Here is a 21,154-nt window from a genome sequence, read left to right as displayed (position 1 = left end):
CCACCCAATAGGTAATGCCATGAAATCCCATAACACCGTGCTGATTGCGCTGTTTGCCGCGCTGATCGTCGTCCTGAGCCTGATCCCGCCGATACCTCTGCCCGGCATTCCGGTGCCGATCACCTTGCAGACGCTGGGCGTCATGCTGGCGGGCGCCATGCTGGGCCCCGTGCGTGGCGCGCTGGCCTGCCTGCTTTACCTGCTGCTGGCGGCGATCGGCCTGCCGGTGCTGCCGGGCGGTCGTGGCGGATTGGGCGCGTTCATGGGGCCCACGGGCGGCTTTCTGGTGGGCATGGTGGTGGGCGCATTTGTCATCGGCTGGCTGACCCGCACGCTGGTGGGCCGGGCCCACCGCGACTGGGCGAAGCTGGGCGCGTATGTCGTGGCCTGCGGGGTGGGCGGCATCGTGGTCGTCTATGCGTTTGGCGTGCCGTGGCTGGCCTCGGTGACCAAGATGGGTCTGCCCAAGGCGGCCGCCGCCGTGGCGGTGTTCCTGCCGGGCGACCTGATCAAAGTCGTGATCGCCGCCTGGGTGGCTTCGCGCGTGGAAAGGGTGTGGCCGATGTTGGGCCGCTGACAGATTTGTCAGTGCTCCGTGACAGTAAGGTAACCAGCTGGCGATGCGCTTTGGGGCATGCTGCCCATTACAAGGGAATCCCCCAACTGACGCGCCGAAAGATTTTCTAGTACAAGTTCGCCATCAAGTTCGCCATTAACGAATGCGTTTGCTGAAACAAGGTTTCCATAGCACATCAGGGATTTACCGTAGTTGCGTGACGTCATCTGATACTGTTTTAACCCTATAATATTTTTTTCTGTATAACTTTAACTAGGCTCGCTTCGCCTCGATCGAGGCACATAAGAGCCACCACAGGAGACAAAAAATATGCGCAAGCACTTCGGCTTGTCCGCGGCGGCTGCCGCTTTCGCCCTGGCCGTGCCGCTCCTGGCAAGCGCGCAGGTCAAGGTCGGCGTCACGGTGTCCAGCACCGGCCCCGCTGCGTCGCTGGGTATCCCCGAACGCAATACCGTGGCATTGCTGCCCAAGGAAGTGGCCGGCCAGAAGATCGAATGGATCGTGCTGGATGACGCCACCGACACCACGCAAGCCGTCAAGAACTCGCGCAAGCTGGCCACCGACGACAAGGTCGACGTGCTGATCGGCACGTCGGTCACGCCGGGCTCGTTGGCCATGGTCGACGTGGCCGCTGAAGCCAAGGTGCCGATGATCAGCGTGGCCGCCAGCGCCAAGATCGTGGAACCCGTGGACGACAAGCGCCGCTGGGTGTTCAAGACCCCGCAAAACGACGCGCTGATGGCCGGCGCCCTGGCCGACGCCATGGCCAAGTCCAAGGTCAAGACCCTGGGCTTCATCGGCTTTGCCGACGCCTACGGCGACGGCTGGCTGGACGTGATGCAAAAGGCCGCCAAGGCCAAGGGCATTGAAATCGTCGCCATCGAAAAATACAGCCGTACCGACACCAGCGTGACGGGTCAGGTGCTCAAGCTGGTCGGCGCCAAGCCGGACGCCATCCTGATCGCCGGCGCCGGCACCCCGTCTGCGCTGCCGCAAAAGGAACTGAAGGCCCGCAACTACGGCGGCACCATCTACCAAACTCACGGCGCCGCCAACAACGACGTGCTGCGCGTTTGCGGCAAGGACTGCGACGGCATGTTCCTGCCGGCCGGCCCGCTGCTGGTCGCCGCCCAGTTGCCCGATTCCAACCCGGTCAAGAAGTCGGCCCTGGCTTATGTTGAAACCTACGAGAAGGCCAACGGCGCCAACTCGACCAACACGTTTGGCGGCCACATGTGGGACGCCGGCCAATTGGTCGTGGCCGCGGTGCCCGTGGCGCTGAAGACGGGCGCCAAGCCCGGCACGCCGGAATTCCGCGCCGCCATGCGCGATGCGCTGGAAAACGTGAAGGACCTGGCCGCCTCGCAAGGCGTGTTCAACATGTCGCCCACCGACCACGCCGGCTTTGACGAGCGTTCGCGCGTCATCGTCAAGGTTGAAGGCGGCAAGTGGGTCTATCAGCCCGGCCTGTAATTCCCTTCGGATTGCCCGATCCACGGATGTGTCTTGCAAGGCCGCGCCAACCGCTGGCGTGTGTCTTGCGGCACCCGAGCAATGCTTCGCACCGGCCTTTCCGGCCGGTGTGTCGTATCAGTGTCCCGGGCGGGGCCGGAACACCAAGAATCAATAAGGTTGTTAGATGGATTCCTCAATTGCGCTGATCCTGCTGCAAGACGGTATCGTCAACGGCGCCATCTATGCCCTGCTGGGCATGGCGCTGGTGCTGGTGTTTGCCGTTACGCGCGTCATTTTCATTCCCCAGGGTGAGTTCGTGGCGTTCGGCGCCTTGACCCTGGCCATGGTGGTCGACGGCAAGATGCCGGGCACCGCCTACCTGCTGCCGCTGCTGGGCGCCCTGTGCCTGGCGATGGAACTGGTGCGCGCCTTGCGCACCCGCAGTTTCGCTGGCCTGCCCAAAACGCTGGTCACCTGCATCGTCCTGCCGCTGGCGCTGTTCTGGGTGACCCAACGCTACATCGGCCCCGACAACTCGTTGTGGCTGAACATGCTGCTGACGCTGCTGCTGGTGATCCCGATGGGTCCCATGGTCTATCGCATCGTCTATCAACCCTTGGCCGAAGCCACCGTGCTGGTGCTGCTGATCGTCTCTGTCGCCGTGCACTTCGCGCTGACCGGCCTGGCGCTGGTGTTCTTTGGCGCCGAAGGCTGGCGCACCCCGGCGTTCGTCAGCGGGCAAGTCGACCTGGGCTTCATGACCTGGTCCGCGCAAAGCCTGTTCGTTGTCGCCACCTGCGCATTGCTGATCGCCGCCCTGTGGTTGTTCTTCGGCAAGACCTTGTACGGCCGCGCGTTGCGCGCCACCGCCGTGAACCGCCGCGGCGCGCGCCTGGTCGGCATCAGCACCACCATGTCCGGCAGCCTGACCTTCACGTTGGCCACGGCCATCGGCGCCATGTCCGGCATGTTGATCGCGCCGATCACCACCGTTTATTACGACACCGGCTTCCTGATCGGACTGAAGGGCTTCGTGGGCGCCATCATCGGCGGCCTGGCCAGCTACCCCGTGGCCGCCGCCGGATCACTGCTGGTCGGCGTGCTGGAATCTTTCTCGTCCTTCTGGGCCAGCGCCTATAAAGAAGTGATTGTCTTTACCTTGATTATCCCGGTTCTGGTCTGGCGTTCGTTCAGCACCCATCACGTGGACGAAGAGGAATAAACGCCATGAACCGCATTTTGCTTGCCGTCTTCATCGTCGTCCTGGCGGGCCTGCCCTTGGTGCCGGTCACGCCCGAATTCTGGGTGACGCAACTTAACTACATCGGTCTTGCCAGCCTGGTCGTGCTGGGCCTGGTGCTGCTGACCGGCGTGGGCGGGCTGACCTCGTTCGGCCAGGCCGCGTTCGTGGGCCTGGGCGCCTACACCACTGCTTTCCTGACGACGCAGTACGACGTGTCGCCGTGGCTGGCCCTGCCCGCAGGCCTGGTGCTGACCGCCGTGGTGGCCTACCTGCTGGGCGCGATCACGTTGCGCCTGTCGGGGCACTACCTGCCGCTGGGCACCATCGCGTGGGGCCTGTCGCTGTATTTCCTGTTCGGCAATATCGACTGGCTGGGCAAGCATGACGGCATTGCCGGCATCGAACCCATCAGCATCTTCGGCGTGTCGCTGGCCAGCGGTCGCAACATCTATTACCTGATCTGGATCTTCGTGCTGCTGGCGTTGTGGGCTACCCGCAACCTGCTCAATTCGCGGCCGGGCCGTGCCATCCGGGCGCTGAAAAGCGGCGCGGGCATGGCCGAATCCATGGGCGTGAACACGGCGGCGTACAAGGTCGTGATCTTCGTCTGGGCGGCCTTGCTGGCCTGCATTTCGGGCTGGCTCTACGCGCACATGCAGCGCGCCGTCAGCCCCAGCCCGTTCGGCGTGAACTACGGCATTGAATACCTGTTCATGGCGGTGGTCGGTGGTGCGGGCTACGTGTGGGGCGCCTTGCTGGGCTCGGGCGTCATCCTGGTGCTGAAGGACCAATTGCAAAATTGGCTGCCCAAGCTGCTGGACACCAACGCCAACTTTGAAATGATCGTCTTTGGCGTGCTGCTGATCCTGATGCTGCAATACGCCCGCAACGGCCTCTGGCCCATCCTGGCTACCTGGTGGAGCCGCATCACCGGCGCGGACGGTTCGCGCCGCAATCTGGCGCCGCCCGCGCCGGCGCCCGCGCTGCCGACACGCATGCGTCCTGAAGCCGGGCAGGTGGTGTTGGAAGTGGATGCCATCCGCAAGGAATTCGGTGGTCTGGTTGCCGTCAATGACATTACGTTCAAGGTCCGTTCCGGCGAAATCATGGGTCTGATCGGCCCCAACGGCGCCGGCAAGAGCACCACGTTCAACCTCATCAGCGGCGTGCTGCCCGTGACCCGTGGCAAGGTCACGTTCATGGGCCAGCGCATCGACAATCGTTCCGCGCGCGAGATCGCCAAGCTGGGCGTGGGGCGCACGTTCCAGCACGTGCAATTGCTGCCGGGCATGACGGTGCTGGAGAACGTGGCCTTGGGCGCGCACCTGCGCTCTGACGTGGGCGTGCTGGCCGGCGCCTTGCATTCGGACCGTGCCCGCGAAGCGCAGCTGCTGCACGAAGCCGCCGAACAGATCAAGCGCGTGGGCCTGGGCGAATACTTGTACGAACAGGCGGGCAACCTGGCGCTGGGCCAGCAACGCATTCTGGAAATTGCGCGGGCGCTGGCGTCCGACCCGGTCTTGCTGCTGCTGGACGAGCCGGCCGCCGGCCTGCGCTACAAGGAAAAACAAGACCTGGCGCGCGTGCTGGAGCAACTGCGCTCGGAAGGCATGAGCATTTTGCTGGTCGAACACGATATGGATTTTGTGATGCGCCTGACCAACCACCTGGTGGTGATGGATTTCGGCACCAAGCTGGCCGAAGGCGTGCCGGCCGACGTGCAAAAGAACCCGGCGGTGCTTGAAGCCTATCTGGGCGGCATCGATGACGACCTGCCCGAAGCGGATCAGGCCAAGCCGGTTTCGGCAGGAGGTGTGCAATGAGCGCGACGCAATCGCCCGTGCTGGAAGTCAGCAATCTGTCGGCCCGTTATGGCAAGGTCGGCGCATTGGTCGGCGCGTCGCTGACCGTGCCCGCCGGCAGCATCGTGACCGTGATCGGCGCCAACGGCGCGGGTAAATCCACCATGCTGAACGCGATGATGGGGTCGCTGCCGCACACCGGCCATGCCGCCGGCACCGTGCACTATGCGGGCGCCGATGTGTCCGGCTGGCAAGTCGAAAAGCGCGTGGCGGCCGGCATGTCGCTGGTGCCCGAGCGCCGCGAACTATTCGGCACCATGTCTGTTGAAGACAACCTGCTGCTGGGCGGCTTCCGTCGTTACCGCGCCCGCGAAGCCGGTTGGCGCGACACGCTGAACGAAGTGTTCGACCTGTTTCCGCGTCTGCGCGAGCGGCGTGGCCAGCAGGCCGGCACCCTGTCGGGCGGTGAGCGTCAGATGCTGGCCGTGGGCCGCGCACTGATGGCCAAACCCAACCTGCTGATGCTGGACGAACCCAGCCTGGGCCTGGCGCCCCGTATCGTGCGCGAGATCTTCCACATCATCGCGCGCTTGCGGGAAACGGGCGTGGCGATTTTGCTGGTCGAACAAAATGCCCGCGCGGCGCTGCAAGTGGCCGACTACGGTTACGTGCTGGAAACGGGCGAGGTCATTCTGCACGGCCCGGCTCGTGAACTGGCGGGCGACCCGAAGGTCATTGAAAGCTATCTGGGCCTGGGCAAGGGCGCCGAGAAAGAATAGGCCGCCTGTGCCGACATGAAAGCGGGCGCCGGCTCAGGCTGGCGCCCGGTTTTTTTTGCGCGCGGGCTTGTCCCGCACCGCGCCGTCAGGCCGCCGGCTTCCAATGCAGAATCAACGCCTGTCCCATGGCGGGATCGGATGTGGACGGGGCACCCCTTTCGATGCGGCCCGCCAATCGGCGCGTAAAAGACGGATCGTCTTCGTCATGCACGGTAATGTCGTACCAGCCCCCGCTCGCCCCCATGTCCCAGGACAGGCTGACCGATTCGCCTGCCGCCAAGTTGGCGCTCGTCTTGCGCGGGAAATCATAGGCATTCGCTTCGATGCGAAATGCCCGTGGCGCGGCGCCCGCGTTGCGCACTGATAGCTGCAACACGGCACCCGCTGCCGCGTAGGCAGCCGTGACCTCCAGCGGGGGCGGCGCATCCGGCGCGGCGCGGCCCGTGCAGTGGCGGTGGAAACCGTTAGGCCCCAACACCCACAAGTCGTAGCGGCGGTCGCCTTCCGCCGCCAGCCATCGACCTTGCAGGCGCTTGCCCGCTTGCACCGTGTACCGACGCGGCCCGTCGTCCAGGCGCAGGCGGTCATAGACGTGCAGCACCGCGCCCGCCATCCCGATATTGTCGAATTCCAGGGTGACGCTTTCGCCATCGATACGCGCGTGGGTCTGAAGCGCATAGGGCAGGGCGCGCGACGGCCGCGTGCCGGGCGGCTGGCGAGCCGGCGAGGGCTGCGCAGGCGCCGGTGGGACCACCGTGCCGGCAAGCGCGGATGCCTGCCCCGCGCGCTCGGCGGTGGGCGGCAAGGCGCGCAGCAGCTCGTCGTTGTTGTTAGGTGTGGCGAAATCGAAAATGGACGTCAGGTCGCCGCACACGGCCCGGCGCCATGCGGAAATGTTCGGCTCGGCCACGCCAAAGCGCTGTTCAACAAAGCGCAGCACCGAGGTGTGGTCGAACACCTGCGAGTTGACCCAGCCGCCCTTGGTCCACGGCGACAGCACGTACATCGGCACGCGCGGCCCTAGCCCGTATACGCCGTGCAGGTGCGCCGAGGTGTCGTCCTTTTCCACGCCCGTGATGTGCTCGTGGTATTCGCCCTGCGTGTCCACCGTGGACGCACCGGCCAGCGCGCCGCCGGCATCGCGCGATGGCGGGGCAGGGGGCGGCATGTGGTCGAAGAAGCCGTCGTTCTCGTCGAACATCAGCAACAGGACGGTCTTGCTCCAGACGTCCGGGTTGGCGGTCAGCGCGTCCAGCACGCGCGCCGTGTAGTCCGCGCCCTGCGCCGGGCTGGACGGGCTGGGATGCTCGGACCCGGCCTTGGTGGCGCAGATCCAGGACACCTGCGGCAACGTTCCGTCCAGCACATCCTGGCGCAACAGGTCCAGGCCGCGTGTGGTCAGCGCCTTGTCCTTCAGCGCGGCCAGCGATCCCGGCACGCCGTGATAGGCGTCGCGATAGGCTTTGAAGCCGGCGGTGGGGTTCAGGGAATAGTTGTCGGCCATGTCCTGGTAGATGCGCCAGCTGATGCCGGCCGCTTCGAGCCGTTCCGGGTAGGTGGTCCAGGTGTAGGCGCCGGCGGGGTCCCCGCCCGTCAGCTTGTTATAGACGTTGCCCAACGCCGGGCCGTTGCCGCGCCCCGCGCCGTCATTGGTGCCTGTCCACACAAACAGCCGGTTGGTGTTGGTGCCGCCCGTGAACGAGCAGTGATAGGCGTCGCAAACGGTGAAGGCGCGCGCCATGGCGTACTGGAACGGCATGTCGGCCGCTTCGTAGTACGCCATGGAATGGTTTTTCTTGGCGGCGGGCCAGCGGCCCATGCGGCCGGCATCCCAGGCGTCTTGCGCGTTGGACCAGGTGTGCGGCGTGCTGGCTACGCGCACGGTTTCGAAGGCTTCCTGCGTATTCAGCCGATAGGGCAGCACCGTGCGCGGAGCGCCCTCGTCGGGCTTGTCGTTGTATTGCGCCCAGACCGTGCGATGCCGATAGTCGGGGCTGTCCGGCACTGGAATCGGAAAGCGGTCGCCAAACCCGCGCACGCCGGCAAGCGCGCCAAAGTAGTGGTCGAACGACCGGTTTTCCTGCATGAAGATCACGATGTGTTCAACATCGTGAATCGTGCCCGTGCGCTGGTTGGCCGGAATGGCCAGGGCGCGCCGGATCGCGGCGGGAAACATGGCCAGGGCGCTGCCGGCCCCGGCAAGGGCCGCGCTGTTGCGCAGGAAATCGCGTCTGCTGTGTATGGGCATTGGCTCACCTTACGGTCCGAAGCCCGATAGCCTACGCGCCTTTCCTTTTATCTGGCTGACGGCAACGGCAACGGCGATGGCGCCAGATGTGCGCGAGCTTATTTGCTGCCGGTGCTTTCCGCGTAGTCCATGTACAGCTTGTGCGCGCGGCGGGCCATGGGGCCGTATTCCAGCGCGCGGTCTTCGACGCGGTTCACGTGGACGACCTTGCCGTAGTTGCCGGACGAGAACACTTCGTCGGCGGCTTCGATGTCGGCGCGGGTCAGGCTGCGTTCCTGCACGTCAACGCCATCGGCCTTCAGCAGCGCCAGCACGCGGCGGCGCGTGATGCCGTTCAGGAAGGTGCCGTTGTCCACCGGCGTGGACACGACGCCGTCCTTGGCGATCCACAGGTTGCTGGTGGCGAATTCAGCGATGTTGCCCGCGCCGTCCAGCATGATGGCGTTGTCAAAGCCCTTGTCGGCGGCTTCGCGAATGGCGCGCTGGCCGTTCGGATACAGGCAGGACGCCTTGGCGTCGGTGGGCGCCATGTTCGGCCAAGAGCGGGCGTAGCTGGAAAAGCAGGCCGAAAAGCCTTGCTCGCCGGGCATGGGCACTTTGAACACGTGCAGCACGAACTGCGTCTTGTCGGCGTCAGGCAAGAGGAAACCGTCGGCGCAGTAGAACATCGGCTTGATGTAGAGCTCGGTGCCGGCCGGGAATCGGGATACGGCTTCCAGGCACAGCTTCTGGATCTCTTCCCAGCTGATCTGGGGCTTCATCAGCATTTTTTCGGCCGACCGCACGACGCGCTGGCAGTGCAGGTCCAGGTCGGGCGTCAGGCCGCGAAACGCGCGGGCGCCATCAAACACCATGCTGGCCATCCAGAAGGCGTGGTCGGCCGGGCCCAGCAGTTTGGGGTTGTCGGTGGTCCAGTGACCGTTGTGCCAATACAGGGCGTCCATGTCTATCTTCCTTTACTCGAATTGGGGTGGCGCGGCAGCGGCGCCGAAACGTCAGGATACATGAGGAGCCGGCCGCGACCGCGCGCTTATTCGCGCGCGAGAGACGCCTGCACGCGCTCGGCCACGTCGGCCGGCACCCATTGCTGCCACACGGGTCCGTACTGCTTCAGGAAATAGCGCGCGGCGTCTTCGGGTTCCTTGCCCTCGGTTTCCAGCCAGCCCAGCGTGGCGTTGATGGCGTCGTCCGGCACGGTCAGCTTGGTCAGGAATTCAGTGACCTTCGGCGCCTGTTTGGCAAAGGCGGCGTTAACGCCAGTCACCACCGGGTTGGGCTTGAATTCGGTGGCCACGGGGTTGGTGCACTTGGGGTCCGTCATGCAGGTGTAGGCGGCTTGGTCGAACGCGGGCAGTTGCAGCTTGACCAGGTCCAGCGCACCGACCAGCGAGGTGGGCGTCCAGTAATAGAAGACGATGTCGCGCTTGCGCTTGTAGGCCGACACGATGGCCGCCTTTTGCGCGGCGCCCGAGCCGGGCGCGAACAGCGCGTAGTCCTTGTCCAGCTTCAGCGCGCGCAGCAGGTTGTCGTTCAGCGTGCCGCAGGCCCAGCCCGCCGGGCACCCGTAGATGCGGCCGCGGCCGGGGTCTTCGGGGTCGGCAAAGACGTCCTTGAAGCGGGCCAAGTCGGATGCCGCCTTCAGGTCCGGGTGGCGTTCGGCCGTATAGCGCGGCACGTACCAGCCTTCGCCCGCGTCGTACACGTGGCCCACGCCCAGCACCTTGCCGCTGGCCAAGGCCTTCTTCCAGGCCCCTTCGATCTGGCCGGGCCAGACTTCCGGCGTGACGTCCACATCGCCGCGTTGCAGGGCGGCCAGCATGGGTAGCGTTTCGCCGATTTCGACGGTGGTCTTGCAGCCATAACCGTGTTCCAGCACGTAGCGTTCAATGCCGGCCAGCACCAGGTTGGACTCCCAGTTCAAGCCGCTGAAGCGGATGGGGCGGTCGACTTCGCAAGTGGCCGATGGGGCAGAGGCGGGGGCGGCGTTGGCAGCGGGGGCAATGATGGATGAGGCCAGCGCGGCGGCCAGCGAGATTGCGCCAAGAACGGGGGCGAGCGGATGCAGATTGCGCATGGTCAGGCACCTGTGGGGTTGGGTGCGTTTTATTGTACGGGCCACGGCGCCGACGCCCAATGCAATCGGGGCCGCGTGATGCGGCCCCGAAGGAAGAACCCACCGCCGGGGTTCAGGCCCGGGCAGCGCGGCGCTTGTCGATGAACGCGCCGACCTCGCCAACGATGCCGCGTCGGAACGCCAGCACGCAGATAACGAAGATCAGGCCGATCACGATGGTCACCGATTCGCCCAGGCGCAGGAACCATTCCACGCCGGTCAGGTTGGCCATCATCTGGCCGAAGTCGCCCACCTTGTTTTCCAGCAGCACCACGATGAAGGCGCCCAGGATCGGTCCGGTCAAGGTGCCCAAGCCGCCGATGAGCGTCATCAGGATGACCAGCCCCGACATCTGCCAGGTGGCATCCGACAGGGTGGCCGATACGAACACCAGCGTCTTGGTGGCCCCGGCCAGCCCGGCCAGCGCGGCCGACAGCACGAAGGCCAGCAGCTTGAAGCGGTCGACGTCATAGCCCAGCGAAATGGCGCGTGGCTCGTTCTCGCGCAGCGCTTGCAGCACTTGTCCGAATGGAGAGTTCACCGTGCGCCAGATGATGAAGTAACCCAGGACGAAAATGGCCATCACCACGTAGTACAGGTTGATGTCCTTGGACAAGTCCAGCATTCCAAGCAAGGTGCCGCGCGGCACGCTTTGCAGGCCGTCTTCACCGCCCGTGAACTTGGCCTGCAGGAAGAAGAAGAACACCATCTGCGCCAGCGCCAGCGTGATCATGGCGAAGTAAATGCCGCTGCGGCGAATGGCGATGGCGCCCATCGCCAGGCCCAGCAGCGCCGCCACGCCCACCCCAAACAGCAAGCCGATTTCGGTGGGAAAGCCCCACACCTTCATCGCGTGCCCGGCGGCGTAGGCCGCGCTGCCCAGAAAGGCGGCGTGCCCGAACGACAAGAGCCCGGTAAAGCCCAGCAGCAGGTTGAATGCGCAGGCAAACAGCGCGTAGCACATGATCTTCATGACGAAGATCGGGTACACCCCCAGAAAGGGAAGAGCGGCCACCACGACGGCCAATACCGCATAGCCCAGGAATTGACGATTCATTTTTCTTTTCCGAACAGCCCGGCCGGGCGGATCAACAGAACAATGGCCATGATGATGAACACCACGGTGCTGGACGCTTCGGGCCAGAACACCTTGGTCAGTCCTTCAATCACACCCAGGCCCAGACCGGTGACGATGGCGCCCATGATGGACCCCATGCCGCCGATAACGACCACGGCGAACACGACAATGATGAGGTTGGACCCCATCAAAGGCGATATCTGCAAAACCGGCGCGGCCAGCACGCCTGCAAACCCGGCCAGCGCCACGCCGAAGCCGTAGGTCAGCGTAATCATGCGCGGCACATTCACGCCGAAGGCTTCGACCAGGCGCGGGTTTTCGGTGCCGGCGCGCAGCAAAGCGCCCAGGCGGGTGCGTTCGATCACGAACCAGGTTGCCAGGCACACCACCACGGACGCCGCCACCACCCAGCCACGGTAGTTCGGCAGGACCATGAAGCCCAGGTTGGTCGCCCCGCGCAATGCCTCGGGCGTCGGATACGGTTGCCCCGACACGCCGTAGAAGCTGCGGAACAGGCCTTCGATCAACAGCGTCAGGCCGAAGGTCAGCAGCAGCCCATAAAGGTGATCAAGCTTGTACAGATGCTTGAGCAGTAATTTTTCGATCAATATGCCGAACAGCCCAACGACCAGCGGCGCCAGGATCAGCATGACCCAGTAGTTCAACCCCAGGTACGACAGCCCCATCCAGGCGATGAACGCGCCCAGCATGTAGAGCGCGCCGTGCGCGAAGTTGATGACGTTCAGCAGCCCGAAGATAACGGCAAGCCCGAGCGACAACATGGCATAGAAGGAACCGTTGACCAGGCCCAGTAATAGCTGGCCAAACAAGGCCTGTATAGGGATGCCGAAAAGGTCAGTCATCTTGTGAAAATCCTGCGCGTACGGATAAAAGTGAGCGAATTCAAGGTGCGGCCGCAGCCCGCGCCGGGCCGCACCCTGGGGTCACATGAGCCGAAATTACTTCTTGACCAGCTTGCAGGTGGATTCGGACAACTTGGTGTAGACCTCGTCGCCGGGCAGCGTGGCCACGACCTTGTAGTAGTCCCACGGGCCCTTGGATTCGGCCGGGGTCTTCACTTGCATCAGGTACATGTCGTGGACCATGCGGCCGTCTTCGCGCACATAGCCGCCCTGGGTGAAGAAGTCGTTGATCTTGTTCGACTTCATCCACTTGATGACGGTGTCGGCGTCGTCGGTGCCGGTGGCCTTGACGGCGTTCAGGTAGAACGACAACGACGAGTAGTCGCCCGCTTGCAGCATCGACGGCTTGCGGCCCACCTTGGCTTCAAACTTCTTGGACCAGGCGCGCGAGGCGTCGGATTGGTCCCAGTACCAGCCGTCGGTCAGGTACATGCCTTGCGTGGCTTGCAGGCCCAGCGAGTGCACGTCGTTGATGAACACCAGCAGCCCGGCCATCTTCATCGTCTTGGTCACGCCGAATTCATTGGCGGCCTTGATGGTGTTGATGGTGTCGCCGCCGGCGTTGGCCATGCCCAGGATCTGGGCCTTGGACGCCTGCGCTTGCAACAGGAACGAAGAGAAGTCAGACGCGCCCAGCGGTGCGCGCACCTGGCCCTTGATCTCGCCGCCGGCGGCTTTCACGACCGCCATCGTGTCGCGTTCCAGCGCGTGGCCGAAGGCATAGTCGGCCGTCAGGAAGAACCAGCTCTTGCCGCCGTCCTTCACCACCGCCGAGCCGGTACCGCGCGCCAGCGCCACGGTGTCGTAGGCGTAGTGCACGGTGTAGGGCGAACATTGCGCGTTCGTCAGGTCGGACGCGCCCGCGCCCACCGCGATGAACGGCTTCTTCTTTTCAGCAGCCACGGCCGCCATGGCCAGGCTGGTGGCCGAATTGGTGCCCGCAACGATGACGTCGACCTTCTGCTGGTCGAACCATTCGCGTGCGCGCGCCGAGGCAACGTCGGCCTTGTTCTGGTGGTCGGCCGAGACCACTTCGATCTTCTTGCCGTTGATGCTGCCGCCGGCGTCTTCGATCGCCATGCGGATCGCGTCCAGACCGGCCTTGCCGTCGATGTCGGAATACACGCCCGACATGTCGGTGATGAAGCCGATGCGGATGACATCGTCGGAGATACCTTGCGCGTGGGCGGTTGCCCCTGCAAATCCCAGGCCCGCCATGGCCAGTGCAGCAGTGATGGTGTGCAGCTTCATGGGATGACTCCTCTTCCCTACGGTGTTGTGTTGCCGGGGTTCCGGCGGATGACAGGTTGTTTTAGACGCCCAACAGTTCGTTGAGCGTGTCCTGTTTTTCTGAAAGTTCCGCGGCTTCGAAATGCTCGACGATCTGGCCGTGCTCCATCACATAGAAGCGATCGGCCAAGGGCGCGGCGAAACGGAAATTTTGTTCCACCATGACGATGGTGTAGCCACGTTGCTTGAGCGTCGTGATCATGCGGGCCAGCGCCTGCACGATGACAGGGGCCAGGCCTTCCGAGATCTCGTCCAGCAGCAGCAGGTTGGCGCCGGTGCGCAGGATGCGCGCCACCGCCAGCATCTGTTGTTCACCGCCCGACAAGCGCGTGCCCGGCGAATTCCGACGCTCTTGCAGGTTGGGGAACATGTCGTAGATTTCGGCCAGCGACATCCCCCCGCCCAGCGAGCCTACGACGGGCGGCAGCAGCAGGTTTTCTTCGCAGGACAGGCTGGCGAAAATTCCGCGCTCTTCGGGGCAGTAACCCACGCCCAGGTGCGCGATCTTGTAGGTCGGCAGGTCGATGGCTTCGGTGCCGTGTATGCGCACCGAACCCTTGCGTGATCCGGTCAGGCCCAGGATGGCCCGCAGCGTAGTCGTGCGGCCGGCGCCGTTGCGGCCCAGCAGCGTGACGACTTCGCCTTGTCCCACGCGCATATCCACGCCGTGCAGGATATGCGATTCCCCGTACCAGGCTTGCAAGCCCGAGATTTCAAGTGCCGGGGTGCTCATGCGTGCGCTCCTTGGAGTTCGCCGTCGGTGGTGCCCATATAGGCTTGCATCACGGCGGGATGGCGCGAGACTTCGGCGTACGTGCCTTCGGCCAGCACCGACCCGCGCGCCAGCACGGTGATGGTGTTGGCGATGGAGGACACGACATTCATGTTGTGTTCCACCATCAGAATCGTGCGGCCGGCGCTGACGCGTTTGATCAGTTGAGTGACGCGGTCGACGTCTTCGTGGCCCATGCCCTGCGTGGGTTCGTCCAACAGCATCAGCTCGGGTTCCATGGCCAGCGTGGTGGCGATTTCCAGCGCGCGCTTGCGGCCATACGGCAGGTTCACCGTGGTCTCGTCCGCGAAGGCGCCCAGGTCCACCTGTTCGAGCAGCGCGCGCGCCGGCTCGTTCAAGGACGCCAGCCGCTTATCGCTTTGCCAGAAGTGAAACGACAGCCCGGTCTTGCGCTGCAAGCCGATGCGCACGTTCTCCAGCACGGTCAGGTGGGGAAACACCGCCGATATCTGGAACGAACGGATCACACCGCGCCGGGCGATCTGCGCGGGGCGCTCGCCGGTGATGTCGATGCCGTTGAACTTGATGGTTCCCGACGTGGGGGATAAGAACTTGGTAAGCAGGTTGAAGCATGTCGTCTTGCCCGCGCCGTTAGGCCCGATCAAGGCATGAATCTGGCCTCGCTTGATACGCAAATCGACCCCATTGACCGCGACGAATCCGCGGAACTCCTTGGTGAGGCCTTTTGTCTCCAGGATTGTGTCATCCATGTCCGCTGCACCAGCGTTGTATTTATATGGTCTCTGCCTGCCGTCATTGCGCCAAGCCCCCGAAGGGCGGAAATCCTATCGAACATCCTAAGGATCTTTCGTAGTTTTCCGATGAGTTGCCGGCGAGTATGCGGACCTCTTTATTAAAATTCCATGAGGGTTTTACATAGGTTTTGCAGTGCGGAAAGGGCAATTGTCGGCAGGCCGACAATACACGCCGCGCAAGGCGGGAAAACCCTTTTTACGACGCAATGCGTTGCAGCAAATTTGCTTTGATTGTTATCCACGCGTCATGCAATCGTGGGAAGGCGGCGCCCATGGCGGCACCGCCCGGCGCCGCATCAGGCCGGCGTTTTTTGCTTGAATTCGCACAGGTCCGAAATACCGCATTGCGGGCATTTCGGCTTGCGCGCCACGCAGATGTAGCGGCCGTGCAGAATCAACCAATGGTGCGCGTCCTGGATATATTCGCGCGGGATGAATTTGACGAGCTTTTCTTCAACTTCCAGCACGTTCTTTCCGGGCGCGATGCCGGTGCGATTGGACACGCGGAAGATGTGCGTATCCACCGCCATCGTGGGCTGGCCGAACGCGGTGTTGAGCACCACGTTGGCCGTCTTGCGGCCCACGCCGGGCAGTGATTCCAGCGCCTCGCGCGTGGTGGGCACCTGGCCCCCGTGATGCTCCAGCAAGATTCGACAGGTGGCAATCGTGTTCTTGGCTTTGGTGCGATACAGGCCGATGGTCTTGATGTAGTCGGACAGGCCTTCTTCGCCCAGCGCCAACAAGGCTTGCGGCGTGCCGTATTGCGGAAAGAACTTGCGCGTGGCGATGTTCACCGACTTGTCGGTCGCTTGCGCCGACAACAGCACCGCAATCAGCAATTGGAACGGCGTGTCGTATTCCAGTTCGGTGGTCGGGTTGGGGTTGGCCGCTTGCAGGCGGGCGAAGATCTCACGGCGTTTGGCTGCGTTCATGACTGCGTCGGATTGCGGCGGGCCCGGGCGCGGGCCAGCGCGGATTCAATGGCGGAGCGCTTGCGGTCCTGGCTTTGCGCGTCGTCCTCGGGGGCTGGCGGCGCGCTGGCGGCGGCGGGCGCTTCCGGCGCCATCAGCCGCGCGTTATCAGCGGCCAGGCGCTCGGCGCGCGCCAGATGGCTGCGATGCCGTTGGCGGCTGATGTCGGCGTCCGCATTCGTCCATGCGCGGCCGGCGGGCACCATCTGAATGCAGTCCACCGGGCAAGGCGCCACGCACAGGTCGCAGCCCGTGCACCAATCGGCCAGCACGGTGTGCATGTGCTTGTTGGCGCCCACGATGGCATCCACGGGACAGGCCTGGATGCACAGCGTACAGCCGATGCAGTGCGACTCGTCGATGCGCGCGACCAGCAACGGGCCCGGTTCGCCGCGCTCAAGGTCCAGCGGCAGGGCAGGGGTTTGCAGCAGTTCGGACAGCGCGGCAATGCCGTCGTCGCCGCCCGGTGGGCAGCGGTTGATGGGCGCCGAGCCTTGCGCGATGGCGTCGGCGTAGGGCCGGCAGCCGTCGTAGCCGCACTTGGTGCATTGCGTCTGCGGCAATAAGGCGTCGATGCGGTCGGCAAGTGAGCGACAGGACATGTAAGGCCAATAAAAGAAAAAGGGGCCACTCGGGCCCCGTGGAATACGGATCAGGCTTGAGAAGGCGCGGGCCAGGCCCGCGCGTCAGTTGCAGGACGGCGCCTTGCCGTCGTCAAGCCGATTGCCGGATGAACTCGGCAATTTTAGGACAGATCATTTCGCGCCAGCGGCGGCCCGAGAAAATGCCGTAATGGCCGCAATTGGGCGCCGTGTAATGCGACTTGCGCTCGGCCGGAATGTTCTTGCACAGCTTGATGGCGGCGCGCGTCTGGCCCTGGCCCGAAATATCGTCAAGCTCGCCTTCGATGGTGAACAGGGCAACCTTTTTGATATCGGCGGGGCGCACGGTCTGGCCGTCCACTTCCCAGGTGCCGCTGGGCAAGGCGAAGTCCTGGAACACCATCTTGATCGTGTCCAGGTAGAACTCGGCCGGCATGTCCAGCACGGCGTTGTATTCGTCGTAGAAGCGGCGATGCGCTTCGGCGTCGCTGTCATCGCCACGCAGCAGGTCCAGGTAGAACTCGTAGTGCGACTTCATGTGGCGATCGGGGTTCATGGCCATGAACCCGGCGTGCTGCAGGAAGCCGGGGTAGACCTTGCGGCCGGCCCCCGGATAGCGCGGCGGCACCGGGTGGATCACCTGGTTTTCAAACCACGAATACGGCTTGGTGGTGGCCAGGCGATTGACCTGCGTGGGCGACTGGCGCGGGTCGATGGGGCCGCCCATCATCACCATGCTGCGCGGCTGGCAGGGGTCGTTGGCGGTGGCCATCAACGACACGGCGGCCAGCACCGGCACGGTGGGTTGGCAAACCGAAATCACGTGCACGTCGGGACCCAGATGGCGGATGAAATCCTGCACATAGCGGACGTAGTCGTTCAAATGGAACGGCCCGGCGGACAGCGGCACCATGCGGGCGTCGACCCAATCCGTCACGTAGACGTCATGGCCGGGCAGCAGGGCGCGCACGGTGTCGCGCAGCAAGGTGGCGTGGTGGCCGGACAGCGGCGCCACCAGCAGCACTTTCGGGTCGTCCTTGCCGGCGCCGCGCACGTCGCGGTGAAAGTGCACCAGGCGGCAAAAGGGCTTGTCCAGCGCAACGGTTTCGGTCACGCGGACCGATTTGCCGTTGATGTCGGTGGCGGGCAGATTCCAGGCAGGCTTCTGGTATTCCTTGCCGATACGCGTCATCAGCTCATACCCGGCGGCCATTTGGCGGGAAATCGGGGTGTAAGCGAGGGGGCTGTAGGGGCTGGAGAACAGCTGAGAACCGGCATCCGTGAATGCAGCGAACGGAGTCAGGAAGGCGCGCTGCATTTCGTGCAATTGGTACAGCATTTGGGTGATGTCCTTCTGGGTCGTGCGTGTGCCCCGATTATTGCGCCGAGGACTAAAGATATATCCAATCAGCCTAAAGAAACTGCCGCAAGAACCGGGAATATGTTGCTAAAAAGAGACCCGTCATCCCATTAAGCACCAGTTTAGGGCGTTTTACCGCCTTGCACAGAGACCAAACGGAGGATTTATGCACTACGCCAGGCGGTGCGGGATCACCAGTAATTTTCCACCGCCAGGTTGCCGGGAATACCCCGGCGGCCTGGTTTGAAACCGCGTTCGCCCAGCAGCTTGCGGGCGTCCGCCAGCATGTCGGGGTTACCGCAAAGCATGATCTTGGCCTGCTCCGGATCCAGGGGCAGCCCGGCCAATTGCTCCAGCCGGCCATCGGCGATAAGCGTGGTCAGGCGTTCTTGCGGCATGCCGGGCAGGGCTTCCCGTGTGGCAATGGGCAGGTAGACAAGCTTTTGCGGGTCAGCCGCGAACAGGTCAGCCAGTTCGGGGCGATTGCGTGATGATTCGATCTCTTCGCGGTAAGCAAGTTCCGCAACGGTGCGCACGCCGTGCACCAGGACGATGCGGCGGTAGGCGCGCCAGGTGGCCGGATCGCGCAACAAAGACAGGTAGGCGGACAGCCCCGTGCCGGAGGCCAGCAGCCAAAGGTCGCCGCCGGGCGCAAAGCGCTCAAGGGTCAGGAAGCCGTAGGGCGTTTTTTCAACGTAGAGCGCGTCGCCGGGGCGCAATTGCGCCATGCGCGGGCTGAACAGGCCGTCGGGCACAACGATGGAATAGAACTCCAGCCCGGACTCCTGGGGGGCGGAAACCATGGAATACGCGCGCCACAGGGTGGGCGGACCATCGGGATCGTCGGCGCCGGGCAAACCGACACGGGCAAATTGGCCCGGCACGAACGTATACGCGTCATCGCGCGTTACGCGCAAAGAGAACAGCTTGTCGGGCACCCAGGTGTGGACGTGGGTTACGGTCTGGCGCGTGTATTTGGAGTCGTCGGTCATCGAGGCATCGCACGAGGCCGGCTGCCCAGGGGGCGCCGGCCGTCGCGGATTATTTTTCCAGGTATTGCAGCTTGTCCTGCTTGCCGTTCCAGTCGTCGGCGTCCGGCAGGGGCTTCTTGGCGCGGCTGATGCTGGCGAACTCGGGGGAAAGTTCGGCGTTCAGCGCGATGAAATTCAGTTGGTCCTGCGGTACGTCTTCTTCGGCGTAGATCGCATTGGCCGGGCATTCGGGGATGCAGACGGCGCAGTCGATGCATTCGTCCGGGTCGATCACGAGGAAGTTCGGACCCTCACGAAAACAGTCCACCGGGCACACATCAACGCAATCGGTGTACTTGCACTTAATACAGTTTTCGGTGACAACGTGGGTCATTCAGGAACTCCGGGATCGGCGGCTTTTGTGTCTTGTTGGGCGGATTTTACCCAATGCGCGCCGGATGTGCCGGTAATACCCGTATTGACATCGTGGCCCATGGCCCTGAACGCCGGGTTCTCTATGCTATGGTGTCGCGAAACGATACGCGCAACCATGATAATCACTTCGCTGCTCGACACCGATCTGTATAAATTCAGCATGATGCAGGTGGTACTGCATCAGTTTCCCGCTGCACAGGTCGAGTACCGTTACAAGTGCCGCACCGCCGGGGCCGACCTGCGCCCCTATCTGGATGAAATCCGCGAAGAAGTGCACCAGCTGTGCCAGCTGCGCTTCACCCAGGACGAACTGGATTATCTGGGCGGCTTGCGTTTCATCAAAAGTGACTTTGTCGACTTCCTCGGCTTGTTCCACCTGCCCGAGCGCTGCATCCACATCAGCGAAGGCGACGCGCCCGGCGAGATCTCCATCGAAGTGAAAGGCCCGTGGCTGCACACGATCCTGTTCGAGATCCCCGTGCTGGCCATCGTCAACGAGGTCTATTTCCGCAACACGCGCAAGAATCCCGATTGGGAAGAAGGGCGTCAGCGCTTGCAGTCCAAGATGCACCTCGTGCTGGACGACCCCGCGCTGGCGGATTTCCGCGTGGCCGAGTACGGCACGCGCCGCCGCTTCTCGAAGGTCTGGCACCAGGAAGTGGTGTCCACCATGAAGGCCCAGATGGGCGAGCACTTCGCCGGCACCAGCAACGTGCTGTTGGCCAAGCAGCATGAAGTACTGCCGCTGGGCACGATGGGCCACGAATACCTGCAAGCCTGCCAGGCGCTCGGCCCGCGCCTGCGCGATTCGCAAGTGTTTGCGCTGGAAGTCTGGGCCAAGGAATATCGCGGCGACCTGGGTATTGCGCTGTCGGACGTCTACGGCATGGACGCGTTCCTGCGCGACTTCGACATGTACTTCTGCAAGCTGTTCGACGGCGCCCGCCACGATTCCGGCGATCCTTTCGTCTGGGGCGAACGCCTGCTGGAGCACTACCGCAAGAACCGTGTGGACCCGCGCGCCAAGACCCTGGTGTTCTCGGATTCGCTGACCTTCCCACGCGCCATCGAACTGGCGCGCCAGTTTGCCGGCCGCTGCAAGGTGTCGTTCGGCATCGGCACCAACCTGACCAACGACCTGGGCCACGAGCCTTTGCAGATCGTCATGAAGATGGTCCGCTGCAACGGCCAGCCGGTCGCCAAGGTGTCGGACGCGCCCGAAAAAACCATGTGTGACGATCCCGCCTACCTGGCCTATTTGCGCCAGGTGTTCCAGCTGCCTCCCGCCTGAAAGCGGCTCGGGGTAAATTGCTGGTTTCTTGTTTTGATCCAACCCACCACTCGAATCCAAGGGGAATATTCATGAGCAGCATCAAGCGCTTCCACGTAGCCAAGCGCCTGTCGGACATGGCCGTGTACAACGGTGTCGCGTATCTGGCTGGCCAGGTGCCGGACGACGCCAAGCTGGACATCACCGGCCAGACCGAACAAGTGCTGGCCACGATCGATCGCCTGCTGGCTGAAGCCGGCACCGACAAGACCAAGATCCTGATGGCCCAGATCTACGTGGCCAACATCAAGGAATTCGATGGCATGAACAAGGCCTGGGACGCTTGGGTTGCCGACGGCAATTCGCCCCCGCGCGCCACGGTCGAAGCCCGCCTGGCCAATCCCGACTTCAAGGTCGAGATCATCGTGACGGCCGCTATCTAAGCGATCTAAGCGACATCCGTCCGCCAGCAAGAGCCCTTTGGCATGC

General features: G+C 63.7%; 20 protein-coding genes. 7 read left to right on the top strand and 13 right to left on the bottom strand.

Annotation, left to right across the window (positions count from 1 at the left end):
- Positions 1-19: 19 nt before the first annotated feature.
- The 5 genes from AC0Z35_RS16115 to AC0Z35_RS16095 all read left to right on the top strand — a co-directional run bounded on the left by AC0Z35_RS16115 (position 20) and on the right by AC0Z35_RS16095 (position 5,856).
- A complete protein-coding gene (locus AC0Z35_RS16115) occupies positions 20-577 on the top strand; it encodes a biotin transporter BioY (protein ID WP_104142990.1) in 558 nt (185 codons plus the stop codon).
- Positions 578-886: 309 nt separating this feature from the next.
- Positions 887-2,050, top strand: a complete 1,164-nt coding sequence (locus AC0Z35_RS16110; protein WP_046802566.1) for an ABC transporter substrate-binding protein — start codon at positions 887-889, stop codon at positions 2,048-2,050.
- Positions 2,051-2,216: 166 nt separating this feature from the next.
- On the top strand, positions 2,217-3,254 hold the full coding sequence (locus AC0Z35_RS16105; protein WP_485132319.1) for a branched-chain amino acid ABC transporter permease: 1,038 nt from the start codon (positions 2,217-2,219) through the stop codon (positions 3,252-3,254).
- A gap of 5 nt (positions 3,255-3,259) precedes the next feature.
- Positions 3,260-5,098, top strand: a complete 1,839-nt coding sequence (locus tag AC0Z35_RS16100) for a branched-chain amino acid ABC transporter ATP-binding protein/permease (protein ID WP_052945917.1) — start codon at positions 3,260-3,262, stop codon at positions 5,096-5,098.
- Positions 5,095-5,856 (top strand): ABC transporter ATP-binding protein, encoded by a 762-nt coding sequence (locus AC0Z35_RS16095; protein WP_046802568.1) that lies wholly within the window; start codon positions 5,095-5,097, stop codon positions 5,854-5,856. Before AC0Z35_RS16100 ends, AC0Z35_RS16095 begins: the two co-directional genes overlap by 4 nt.
- A gap of 85 nt (positions 5,857-5,941) precedes the next feature.
- On the opposite strand, the gene AC0Z35_RS16090 is transcribed toward AC0Z35_RS16095, so the two are convergent.
- From AC0Z35_RS16090 to fdxA, 13 genes are all read right to left on the bottom strand, one after another.
- Positions 5,942-8,098: a phosphocholine-specific phospholipase C gene (locus AC0Z35_RS16090; protein ID WP_485132496.1), complete on the bottom strand. Its 2,157-nt coding sequence runs from the start codon at positions 8,096-8,098 to the stop codon at positions 5,942-5,944.
- Between the two features lie 104 nt (positions 8,099-8,202).
- Positions 8,203-9,048 carry a branched-chain amino acid aminotransferase gene (locus tag AC0Z35_RS16085; protein ID WP_046802569.1) on the bottom strand — a complete coding sequence of 282 codons (846 nt, stop codon included), beginning with the start codon at positions 9,046-9,048 and terminating at the stop codon, positions 8,203-8,205.
- A gap of 86 nt (positions 9,049-9,134) precedes the next feature.
- The gene (locus AC0Z35_RS16080) at positions 9,135-10,178 is read right to left on the bottom strand and encodes an ABC transporter substrate-binding protein (RefSeq protein WP_485132320.1); all 1,044 of its coding nucleotides are present in this window, start codon (positions 10,176-10,178) and stop codon (positions 9,135-9,137) included.
- A 112-nt stretch (positions 10,179-10,290) separates the two neighbouring features.
- Positions 10,291-11,274, bottom strand: coding sequence for a branched-chain amino acid ABC transporter permease (locus tag AC0Z35_RS16075; protein WP_046802571.1), 984 nt, complete (start codon positions 11,272-11,274; stop codon positions 10,291-10,293).
- Positions 11,271-12,158, bottom strand: coding sequence for a branched-chain amino acid ABC transporter permease (locus AC0Z35_RS16070; RefSeq protein WP_104142996.1), 888 nt, complete (start codon positions 12,156-12,158; stop codon positions 11,271-11,273). Before AC0Z35_RS16070 ends, AC0Z35_RS16075 begins: the two co-directional genes overlap by 4 nt.
- A gap of 96 nt (positions 12,159-12,254) precedes the next feature.
- Positions 12,255-13,469, bottom strand: a complete 1,215-nt coding sequence (locus AC0Z35_RS16065; RefSeq protein WP_104142997.1) for an ABC transporter substrate-binding protein — start codon at positions 13,467-13,469, stop codon at positions 12,255-12,257.
- A 61-nt stretch (positions 13,470-13,530) separates the two neighbouring features.
- Positions 13,531-14,241: an ABC transporter ATP-binding protein gene (locus AC0Z35_RS16060; RefSeq protein WP_006223796.1), complete on the bottom strand. Its 711-nt coding sequence runs from the start codon at positions 14,239-14,241 to the stop codon at positions 13,531-13,533.
- Positions 14,238-15,011 (bottom strand): ABC transporter ATP-binding protein, encoded by a 774-nt coding sequence (locus tag AC0Z35_RS16055; RefSeq protein ID WP_046802574.1) that lies wholly within the window; start codon positions 15,009-15,011, stop codon positions 14,238-14,240. The genes AC0Z35_RS16060 and AC0Z35_RS16055 overlap by 4 nt, the downstream gene beginning before the upstream one ends.
- Before the next feature lie 341 nt (positions 15,012-15,352).
- Entirely contained in the window at positions 15,353-15,988 is a 636-nt protein-coding gene (gene nth, locus AC0Z35_RS16050; RefSeq protein WP_104142999.1) for an endonuclease III, read from the bottom strand.
- The gene (gene rsxB, locus AC0Z35_RS16045; protein ID WP_219991864.1) at positions 15,985-16,629 is read right to left on the bottom strand and encodes an electron transport complex subunit RsxB; all 645 of its coding nucleotides are present in this window, start codon (positions 16,627-16,629) and stop codon (positions 15,985-15,987) included. The genes nth and rsxB overlap by 4 nt, the downstream gene beginning before the upstream one ends.
- Positions 16,630-16,741: 112 nt before the next feature.
- Positions 16,742-17,968, bottom strand: a complete 1,227-nt coding sequence (locus AC0Z35_RS16040) for a polyhydroxyalkanoate depolymerase (protein WP_046802577.1) — start codon at positions 17,966-17,968, stop codon at positions 16,742-16,744.
- Positions 17,969-18,180: 212 nt separating this feature from the next.
- Entirely contained in the window at positions 18,181-18,981 is an 801-nt protein-coding gene (locus tag AC0Z35_RS16035; protein ID WP_104143002.1) for a ferredoxin--NADP reductase, read from the bottom strand.
- Between the two features lie 49 nt (positions 18,982-19,030).
- Positions 19,031-19,354, bottom strand: a complete 324-nt coding sequence (fdxA, locus tag AC0Z35_RS16030) for a ferredoxin FdxA (protein WP_006218015.1) — start codon at positions 19,352-19,354, stop codon at positions 19,031-19,033.
- A 123-nt stretch (positions 19,355-19,477) separates the two neighbouring features.
- Here fdxA and pncB point away from each other — a divergent pair, with 123 nt between their 5' ends.
- Both pncB and AC0Z35_RS16020 read left to right on the top strand, forming a co-directional pair.
- Positions 19,478-20,686, top strand: a complete 1,209-nt coding sequence (gene pncB, locus AC0Z35_RS16025) for a nicotinate phosphoribosyltransferase (RefSeq protein WP_100857897.1) — start codon at positions 19,478-19,480, stop codon at positions 20,684-20,686.
- A gap of 71 nt (positions 20,687-20,757) precedes the next feature.
- Positions 20,758-21,108: a RidA family protein gene (locus tag AC0Z35_RS16020; protein ID WP_006218017.1), complete on the top strand. Its 351-nt coding sequence runs from the start codon at positions 20,758-20,760 to the stop codon at positions 21,106-21,108.
- Positions 21,109-21,154 lie beyond the last annotated feature (46 nt).

The sequence above is a fragment of the Achromobacter sp. 1L-A-4-B-C2 genome, assembly GCF_057291955.1.
Note: the sequence above shows the minus strand (reverse complement) of the source record. Positions and strands in the feature narration are given on the sequence as shown.

Excerpts from the sequence above, each read along its gene's own strand:
- AC0Z35_RS16070 (WP_104142996.1), bottom strand. The coding sequence starts at position 12,158 with ATGACTGACCTTTTCGGCATCCCTATACAGGCCTTGTTTGGCCAGCTA.
- AC0Z35_RS16075 (WP_046802571.1), bottom strand. The coding sequence starts at position 11,274 with ATGAATCGTCAATTCCTGGGCTATGCGGTATTGGCCGTCGTGGTGGCC.
- AC0Z35_RS16110 (WP_046802566.1), top strand. The coding sequence starts at position 887 with ATGCGCAAGCACTTCGGCTTGTCCGCGGCGGCTGCCGCTTTCGCCCTG.
- AC0Z35_RS16085 (WP_046802569.1), bottom strand. The coding sequence starts at position 9,048 with ATGGACGCCCTGTATTGGCACAACGGTCACTGGACCACCGACAACCCC.
- AC0Z35_RS16095 (WP_046802568.1), top strand. The coding sequence starts at position 5,095 with ATGAGCGCGACGCAATCGCCCGTGCTGGAAGTCAGCAATCTGTCGGCC.
- fdxA (WP_006218015.1), bottom strand. The coding sequence starts at position 19,354 with ATGACCCACGTTGTCACCGAAAACTGTATTAAGTGCAAGTACACCGAT.
- AC0Z35_RS16060 (WP_006223796.1), bottom strand. The coding sequence starts at position 14,241 with ATGAGCACCCCGGCACTTGAAATCTCGGGCTTGCAAGCCTGGTACGGG.
- AC0Z35_RS16105 (WP_485132319.1), top strand. The coding sequence starts at position 2,217 with ATGGATTCCTCAATTGCGCTGATCCTGCTGCAAGACGGTATCGTCAAC.
- AC0Z35_RS16055 (WP_046802574.1), bottom strand. The coding sequence starts at position 15,011 with ATGGATGACACAATCCTGGAGACAAAAGGCCTCACCAAGGAGTTCCGC.
- AC0Z35_RS16020 (WP_006218017.1), top strand. The coding sequence starts at position 20,758 with ATGAGCAGCATCAAGCGCTTCCACGTAGCCAAGCGCCTGTCGGACATG.
- AC0Z35_RS16080 (WP_485132320.1), bottom strand. The coding sequence starts at position 10,178 with ATGCGCAATCTGCATCCGCTCGCCCCCGTTCTTGGCGCAATCTCGCTG.
- rsxB (WP_219991864.1), bottom strand. The coding sequence starts at position 16,629 with ATGTCCTGTCGCTCACTTGCCGACCGCATCGACGCCTTATTGCCGCAG.
- AC0Z35_RS16065 (WP_104142997.1), bottom strand. The coding sequence starts at position 13,469 with ATGAAGCTGCACACCATCACTGCTGCACTGGCCATGGCGGGCCTGGGA.
- AC0Z35_RS16040 (WP_046802577.1), bottom strand. The coding sequence starts at position 17,968 with ATGCTGTACCAATTGCACGAAATGCAGCGCGCCTTCCTGACTCCGTTC.
- AC0Z35_RS16115 (WP_104142990.1), top strand. The coding sequence starts at position 20 with ATGAAATCCCATAACACCGTGCTGATTGCGCTGTTTGCCGCGCTGATC.
- AC0Z35_RS16100 (WP_052945917.1), top strand. The coding sequence starts at position 3,260 with ATGAACCGCATTTTGCTTGCCGTCTTCATCGTCGTCCTGGCGGGCCTG.
- nth (WP_104142999.1), bottom strand. The coding sequence starts at position 15,988 with ATGAACGCAGCCAAACGCCGTGAGATCTTCGCCCGCCTGCAAGCGGCC.
- pncB (WP_100857897.1), top strand. The coding sequence starts at position 19,478 with ATGCTATGGTGTCGCGAAACGATACGCGCAACCATGATAATCACTTCG.
- AC0Z35_RS16035 (WP_104143002.1), bottom strand. The coding sequence starts at position 18,981 with ATGACCGACGACTCCAAATACACGCGCCAGACCGTAACCCACGTCCAC.